The organism is uncultured Brachyspira sp. (assembly GCF_949287625.1).
Taxonomy (GTDB): Bacteria; Spirochaetota; Brachyspiria; order Brachyspirales; family Brachyspiraceae; genus Brachyspira.
This window is the reverse complement of sequence record NZ_CASEGO010000047.1, coordinates 20,494-28,360: the sequence shown is the minus strand read 5'-3', so window position 1 is coordinate 28,360 and position 7,867 is coordinate 20,494. Positions and strand designations below refer to the sequence as shown.

At 26.7% G+C, this 7,867-nt stretch carries 5 protein-coding genes and 1 riboswitch; of the genes, 2 read left to right on the top strand and 3 right to left on the bottom strand.

Features of this window, described 5'->3' with window-relative positions; genetic code table 11:
* Positions 1–525 precede the first annotated feature (525 nt).
* The 3 genes from lon to Q1X91_RS08640 all read right to left on the bottom strand — a co-directional run bounded on the left by lon (position 526) and on the right by Q1X91_RS08640 (position 5,651).
* A complete protein-coding gene (lon, locus tag Q1X91_RS08650) occupies positions 526–3,012 on the bottom strand; it encodes an endopeptidase La (protein WP_300755918.1) in 2,487 nt (828 codons plus the stop codon).
* A gap of 653 nt (positions 3,013–3,665) precedes the next feature.
* A riboswitch (cobalamin riboswitch) is annotated at positions 3,666–3,806 on the top strand.
* A 219-nt stretch (positions 3,807–4,025) separates the two neighbouring features.
* Positions 4,026–4,622, bottom strand: coding sequence for an L-threonylcarbamoyladenylate synthase (locus tag Q1X91_RS08645; protein WP_300755915.1), 597 nt, complete (start codon positions 4,620–4,622; stop codon positions 4,026–4,028).
* A gap of 6 nt (positions 4,623–4,628) precedes the next feature.
* Complete coding sequence (locus Q1X91_RS08640) at positions 4,629–5,651, bottom strand: diguanylate cyclase (protein WP_300755912.1); 1,023 nt, start codon at positions 5,649–5,651, stop codon at positions 4,629–4,631.
* Between the two features lie 177 nt (positions 5,652–5,828).
* On the opposite strand from Q1X91_RS08640, the gene Q1X91_RS08635 reads away from it, so the two are divergent.
* Together Q1X91_RS08635 and Q1X91_RS08630 are read left to right on the top strand one after the other, a co-directional pair.
* A complete protein-coding gene (locus Q1X91_RS08635; RefSeq protein ID WP_300755908.1) occupies positions 5,829–7,187 on the top strand; it encodes an AAA family ATPase in 1,359 nt (452 codons plus the stop codon).
* The gene (locus Q1X91_RS08630; protein ID WP_300755905.1) at positions 7,187–7,792 is read left to right on the top strand and encodes a hypothetical protein; all 606 of its coding nucleotides are present in this window, start codon (positions 7,187–7,189) and stop codon (positions 7,790–7,792) included. The genes Q1X91_RS08635 and Q1X91_RS08630 overlap by 1 nt, the downstream gene beginning before the upstream one ends.
* The last annotated feature ends 75 nt before the right edge of the window (positions 7,793–7,867 follow it).

The window sequence follows — 7,867 nt, the reverse complement described above, 5'->3', positions numbered from 1 at the left end:
TATTTATTAATTAATTTGTATTAAAAAAAATCATTCTGCGTGCGTTAAGGAAACTTTTACTTTAAATCACGCTTTGGGCGGGCGTACTTTTTGAAGTGCAGGCTTGCTAGTTTAATTAAAGACAATATAAAAAAATAAAGCTTTTAAATCTAAAAGGGAGGGGATTAAAATAAAGTTTTAAAATTTACTCTCGTCCCCACCCTCTAAATTTTTAAGCATTATTATGTTATTTATAAATTATTTTTTATTTTTTAGCTTTCACTGTTATTTTGGCTACCCACCCAAGCGATTTTTTAATTTAAAATATTGCATGGCAAAGCCCCGCAAATATCAAAATTTAAAAATTTATTTTTTGACAAACTGTATTTGTTTAGGTATATATAAAATTTAATATAGCGGTATGATTTAAGACAATCTATAGTTTTGCACTTATTAATGAATATGAAATTATTAAACTTAGTTTTTTATATAAAAGAGTCTTTAAGTAAAATACTTTAAAGACCCTTTTAATAGCTAATTATTTTTTTATTTATTATTTTTTTTAGTTTTTTCTTTTTTGACCTCTTTATTTATCTTATTTAATTTAAACATAAAATCAAAAACTTCTCCCACACTTTTTACTGGGTGAAAAGTTAAACCTTTTTTTACATTATCAGGTATCTCGTCCAAATCTCTAATATTTTCATAAGGTATGATTATATGTTTTATAAAACCAAGTCTTTTTGCAGCTATAGTTTTTTCTTTTAATCCGCCTATAGGAAGTACTTTACCGTTTAGAGAAAGCTCTCCTGTCATAGCAGTATCATTTCTTATAACTTTATTCATAGCAAGTGAAATTAAAGCAGTAGCCATAGTAATACCTGCAGAAGGTCCGTCTTTAGGAGTGGCACCTTCTGGTATATGAAGATGTATTACAGCATCATTAAAATAATCATCGCTTACACCATAGTTTTTAGCAACACTTCTTACATGACTATATGCTATCTGTACACTTTCTGTCATAACATCGCCAAGCTGTCCCGTTACATTTATAGTGCCTGCATCTTTTTTTTCAGATACTCTTATAGATTCTATTGTAAGTGTAGCTCCTCCCATAGAAGTCCAAGCAAGCCCTATAGCATTACCGGGTTTTAAATCTCTCTCTGTGAAATCCTCTGTAAATATAGGCTTTTTCAAATACTTTTCTAAATCTTTATCATCTATTGTAATATCATAAGATGTTTTGTTATTTGAAACTATATCAGCAGCTATTTTTCTGCATATTCTCTCTATTCTTCTTTCAAAGTTTCTTACTCCAGCCTCTCTTGCATATCCCTCTATTATGCTGCTTATAGCCTTATTAGTAAACTTTATCTTTTTTATATCAAGACCGTTCGCTTTAACTTGTCTTGGTATAATATATTTTGAAGCTATTTTTAATTTCTCTTCCATGATGTATCCTGAAAGTCTTATAACTTCCATTCTGTCAAGAAGAGGTCTTGGTATAGTATCAAGAGTATTCGCTGTAGTGATGAAAAGAACATTAGACAAATCAAAAGGCAAATCGAGATAATGATCTCTAAAAGATGAATTTTGCTCTGGATCCAAAACTTCAAGCAAAGCACTAGAAGGATCCCCCTGAAAACTCGTACCCAATTTATCTATTTCATCAAGCATAAGTACTGGATTTTTTACCTTTACTATTTTTAACGCCTCTATAATTTTACCTGGCATTGCTCCTATATATGTTCTTCTATGACCTTTAATTTCAGCTTCATCACGCATTCCTCCTAAAGAAAATCTAAAGAAAGGTCTGTTTAATGCCTCAGCAATACTTTTTCCTATAGAAGTTTTACCTACTCCCGGAGGACCTACAAAACATAGTATTGAAGACTTTTTATCTGGATTTAACTTTCTTACAGCCAAAAATTCGTATATTCTCTCTTTAACATCTTCAAGTCCGTAATGATCTCTGTCTAATATCTTTTTGCTTTTATCTATATCTTCTCTTTCTTTGTTTTCTTTATTCCAAGGCAATGCAAATAAAGTATCCAAATAATTTTTTGAAACTGTATATTCTGGAGAATGTGTATCTATTGAAGAAATTTTCTCTATTTCACTTTGCATTCTCTCTTTGACTTCTTCTACAACATCAAGTTCTTCAAGAGCTTTTTTATATTTTTCTATATCTCTTTGTTTCGGATCAGTATCATATCCTAATTCTTTTTTTATTTCTTTTAACTGTTCTTTTAAGAAAAAATCTCTCTGCTGTTTTTGAACTTTGGCATTAATACTTCCCTGTATTTTCTGCTGTATTTTAGCTATTTCGCTTTCTTTTTGAAGCAGAAGAAGAACCTTCTCTAAACGATCCTGAACATCAAAAGTTTCAAGTATCTCCTGCTGACTTGCTCTGTCGGCATTTATCATAGAAGTAACGAAGTCGGATAATTTACCTGGGTCATCTACATTTACCATAGTAAGACGCATCTCTTCTGTAAATAGAGGATTATTTTCGCTTATAGACTTAACCTCTGAAAGTAAAGCTCTTGTATATGCTTTTATCTCTTTGGAGTCTTTATCTCCATGAAATGAATCTTCTATATATAGAGGCTCTGCTCTTATTACTGGGTCTGTAGTTGTAAATCTTATTATTTTATATCTTTTGATAGAATTAATAAGAAGATTAAGTCCTCCGTCTGGAAGATTAAGTTTTTTAAATACTTTTACTACAACACCTACTTTATAGATATCATCTACAGAAGGTGTTTTTTTGTCCGGAGGATTATCAGAAATATATAAGTTAAGACCTAGAAAACCATCATTTTCTGATATAGCTTTATTTACTGCCTCTGCATGCTGCGGAGGTATTGGAAATGGAGCATAAAGACCTGGAAACAACGGCTTTCCCATTACTGGTATAATAATAAGTCTTCTTGGTAATTTGTCTTCCACTATAGAAACTGTATTATCCTCTTTTTTATTTTCTTTATTATCGCTATTTTTATCTATATCTTTATTTAATTCATCACTCATTTAATACTCCTTATATACTGATCATTACTCTCAATAACGATTATTAAAACATATCATACTATTTTACTTACTAATATAAATAATAAAAAATATTTTATAATTTTAAATTCATGCAAGAAACATACCAAAAAATAGCATAAAAATTACCTAATAATGCATGTAAACTATAAAAAATAAAATACTTATATATTAAATATGTTTAATAATAAAACAGTATATGAAATAAATATGTAGAAATTTCATTCATATTTTATTAAAAAAATTTTCTTTTTATACAAAAAATACAGCTTGTTGTATTAAGTATTAAAATTTTTATATTATTCCTGTTTCCCTCCCTTTATATTTAACAATTTATTTTAAAATTTCTGCTTTTTCTTATTTTATTATATTTATTAAAAAATATAGATGCCCGCCCAATATGTTTTTTAAATTTATAGTTTATTTGCTGCATATATAGACAAATATGAAGTTTGTACTGAATTAAAATTTTATTTTCAAATATAAATAAGCTAGCAAATGCTTATAAGAAAATATATCTAATCTCTGATAAAATAACTAAAATTTATTTTATTATATATAAAAAATATAATATTAAAAAATATTTTATATGTAAAATATTAATATATTTTTTTACATATAAAGTCTTGATATAAAATGTATTTTCATATATAATTAATTTATATTCAATTAGGGAATGAAGGTGAAAATCCTTCGCTGGCACGCAACCGTAAGGTTTTATATTTTTTTGTAAATATAACGAAGTCGGGCTACCTAATATTAAAAATAATCAAGTCGAGTGCACTAGGTTATATATGGGCACTCCTTTATAAAGTTTATAAGAATTTTATTTAAAGGAGCATTCACTTTGTAATGTATTTAAATATCTTTCTATAAAGCTTTTATTAAAATGAAAACTCAATTAATTCTCATACATAAATAAACCAAATATCTAAAATGGGGGAATGTGTAAAAACGTTCCCTCAAAAAATTTAAAATCAAAAAGATAATTATGATTAAATGTTTAGATGAACACTTCCCTGACGAAGTATTTTATTTTGTAAACAATCATATAATGTTGAAGGCATTTTATTTTCAAGTATTCCAGCATTTATTATTAAATCGGCTTTATCTTTATAGAGTTCAGCAAGTTTGTTACCGTCAAGTATCTCACCTGCTCCGCTTGGATTTGCAGAAGGAGCTGCTAGAGGTTTGGTATTGTTTAATATAAGCTGCATATACTTATCTTTAGGTACTCTTAAAGCTACTGTATTTTTTAGATATAAAAAATTTTCTTTTAAGGAATCAGATAGAGGCATAATAAATGTAAGCTCACCTGGTATATTTTTTTTTACTACATCAGGTATTTCATTTTGAGAGAAGTATTTAGAAGATTCGGCATTTTTTATTAGTATTAAGAAAGGCTTATTTTTTTCTCTTTCTTTTATTTTGTATATACGTTCAACAGCTTCTTTATTAAAAGCATCAGCAAGCATACCGTAAACTGTGTCAGTTGGAGATACAACTATCCCTCCTTCATTTATAACCTTTGAAGCTTCATATGCTGCATACTTGATACTTTCTTCGCTATTTTTATCAAGATTAATTATCATAAGAATTTACCTTTTAATAAGTGTAGGGTGTACAAATAAACTAGCATATCCTCTTCTTTTTGCATTATGAAGTGCTAAAAGTACTGGAGCTATTTCTTTATCCATACCTTCTATATGATAATTTTTTTTGTAGGCTGTATATGATATTCCGACAGATATTGTGTATTTAATTATCATACCATTATATTCTAATTCATTTTTATCTACAAAACTTCTTATTTCATCTACCTTTTTATCGTATAATTTTATATTCATTCTATTGAAAGCTACCATAAATTGATTGTTGTCAAATCTAGCTATAATATCTTCTCTTCTGGTAGTTTTTCTTAGTACATCTGTGAATTTGAGCATAATCTCTTCGGCTGCTATAATACCAAATTCATTAATAATATTATCAAGTCCGTCTATAGAGAAACATGCCAAAACAATAGTTTCTTCATGTCTTACAGTTTCATAAAGCAGTCTTGTAAATTGTTCATAAAACTCTTTTTTGTTCCAAAGACCAGTTTCCAAATCTATATTTAGAATATCGTCATATTTTTTTTGGGCTTCTTTATATGACTGATAATTTCTGTTTGAAACTTCTGTCATATCGTTTAGAGAGTTTTGAAGATAATCGGCCTGCTTAATTAATTTCTGATGCTCTAAATATAATCTTCTGTATTTAAGGCAGCTATTCACTCTTACGATAAGCTCCATTTCATCGAAAGGTATAAATATAAGCCCGTCAATTCCAAGATTTAATGCTTCTTCTATAAACTCCATTTTTCTATAAGGCGTACTTAAAAGAATAATAGGAGTTCCTTTTGTAGAATCCTGATTTTTGAAAGTATCAAGAAGCTGAAGCCCTTGTGAGTCTCCTATATCAGCATCTAAAAGTATTAGATCTAATGTACTTTCATTGGATATATTAACGGCCTGCGAACGTGATTTTGTAGCTATAGGATTATAATGTCTAGCCCTTAAAATATCAACAAATCTGTCTAAAAGATCTGTTCTATGTTCTACTACTAAAATATTTTCATTCATAATTAAATTACATCTTCAAAATATATAAATATTATATTAAAGTATCGTAAATTTATGGAATATATTGAATAAAAAATAGGCTGCTATATTTTTGTAAACTTGACAAAATATGCATGTTTGTAATATAATAATTTCCGAAAATATGAGAAAATATAATAATTCACATTTATTTTAAATATGCAGGAAAAAAAGAGAAAATACCCAACTATTTACGTGAAGAATTTTGCCAAAATCAAAGAGGCAGAAATAGAGTTATCACCGTTTACGCTTTTTGTAGGCGACAACAACAGCGGAAAGAGTTATTTAGCTAGTTTAGTTTGGTATATTTCTAGTATAATGTTCTTTTGGGACTATAAAAAATCTTTGAATTTTCAAAATTATCATAATTTATATAGTTTAGCAAATGAAATATTTTCCAACAATAAAACTGAAGTTACTGAAGTAAAAATATCTAATGAAGTTATAAATGAATGTATAGATGCTGCAAATGATATTATATCCTATAATAAGACTGCAATTTTTGAAAGTATATTTAGTTATAAAAATATTATTGCTGAAGAAATATATATATTGTATCCAAATTATGACGTAAATATTAATATGAAATATCATAAGATTATTTTATCTAATAATCAATCAAATGATAATATTATTTATTTCTATCATAATAATATGCGTTTTCATGGAGGCACAAATAATAGTATGGACAGCATTATTACATTATTATGTCTTAGAATATTAGAAGGTATTATATCAAGAGAATGGAGTAATACTCTTTTTTTGCCTGTATCAAGAACAGGTTTTTTACTATTTAAAGATTTGATAATAGATAAATCGTTAAACAGTTATTTTAATAATAGTTATTATTCTAATGTTAATGATAAATTGGAATTAACATTACCTATAAAGGATTTTTTCTTTAAATTATCATCTTTACGTTTTGATGAAAATATTAATAAAAAAGATATTGTAGATTTATTAGAAAATAAAGTTATAAATGGTAAAATATATTTGGATAATATGCCTTCTGCTAAAGTGCATTATAAAAGTAATAATTCAGATATTGATTTTAAAATGCATGTAAGTTCAGCAGTGATTACAGAAATTAGTACATTAATATTATTTTTAAAATATAGTAAGCATAATGAAGATATAATAATGGAAGAACCCGAAATTTCTCTTCACCCAGAACTTCAGCAGCAGTTAACTAGAGTATTCATTAAATTAGTTAATAGTAATATCAATATTCTTATAACAACTCATAGTGACACAATTGTTCAGCATATAAATAATATGATTAAATTAAATTCAAATAATGAAGAAAGAAAAAAATATTTGATGAATAAACACGGATATGATGAGGACGATTTGATTTCAGAAGATATGGTAAGAATGTATCAGTTTGATATTGAAGAAGACGGATTTACAAAAGTTACTAAATTAGAAAGTTCAGAGTATGGTTTTGAAGTTCCTACTTTCAATAAAGTATTAAAAAAAATATCAGATGAAATATACGATTTTCAGGAAGAATTATAATGATAAAATGGTATGAAAAATATCCTGAAGAGTTTAGAGAAGTTTTGAGTAAAGTATTTCGGAATAACTTTTTTGATGATTATAATGACAAACAATATATACTAACTGATCATGGTATATCTGTAACTATAGAAGTTCTTGAGAATTCTTTATCTATAATAGAATTAGAAGGAGATAAATCATTTCTATATTTGAAAAATAAAAAATGTGCTGATAAAGTTATCATTCAAAAAGAAAGCGAAAAAGTTTATAATATGCATATTTTTGAATTTTCTAAAAGCAGAAAGGGAAATGATGAATTGATAGAGCAGCTTGAAGGTGCTTGTTTAAGAGCTTTAGCAGTATTATCCTATTTTAAGAATATCACAATTAATAAAGTATATTTGTTTTTTGTAAGAAAAGATATAAGTACAAATCCTATATATTATAGACGAGAAATTTCAAATAAAAAATTATCAATTAATAATAATGAATTTTTAGAATTAGATAATTCCTCATATGTATTTATGGAAGACAAATTAAAAATAAAACTTCTAGAGCATAATCAAAGATACAGTATAAAACATCATTCAAATGAGTATGGGTTAAAACTGTATTTTTTATAAGAAATTATTTTTTTACTTTATATATTCTAATATTTATCGAAAATTATGAGTTAATTAATGAAAACTTTAATAATA

Excerpts from the sequence above, each read along its gene's own strand:
- Q1X91_RS08635 (WP_300755908.1), top strand. The coding sequence starts at position 5,829 with ATGCAGGAAAAAAAGAGAAAATACCCAACTATTTACGTGAAGAATTTT.
- lon (WP_300755918.1), bottom strand. The coding sequence starts at position 3,012 with ATGAGTGATGAATTAAATAAAGATATAGATAAAAATAGCGATAATAAA.
- Q1X91_RS08640 (WP_300755912.1), bottom strand. The coding sequence starts at position 5,651 with ATGAATGAAAATATTTTAGTAGTAGAACATAGAACAGATCTTTTAGAC.
- Q1X91_RS08630 (WP_300755905.1), top strand. The coding sequence starts at position 7,187 with ATGATAAAATGGTATGAAAAATATCCTGAAGAGTTTAGAGAAGTTTTG.
- Q1X91_RS08645 (WP_300755915.1), bottom strand. The coding sequence starts at position 4,622 with ATGATAATTAATCTTGATAAAAATAGCGAAGAAAGTATCAAGTATGCA.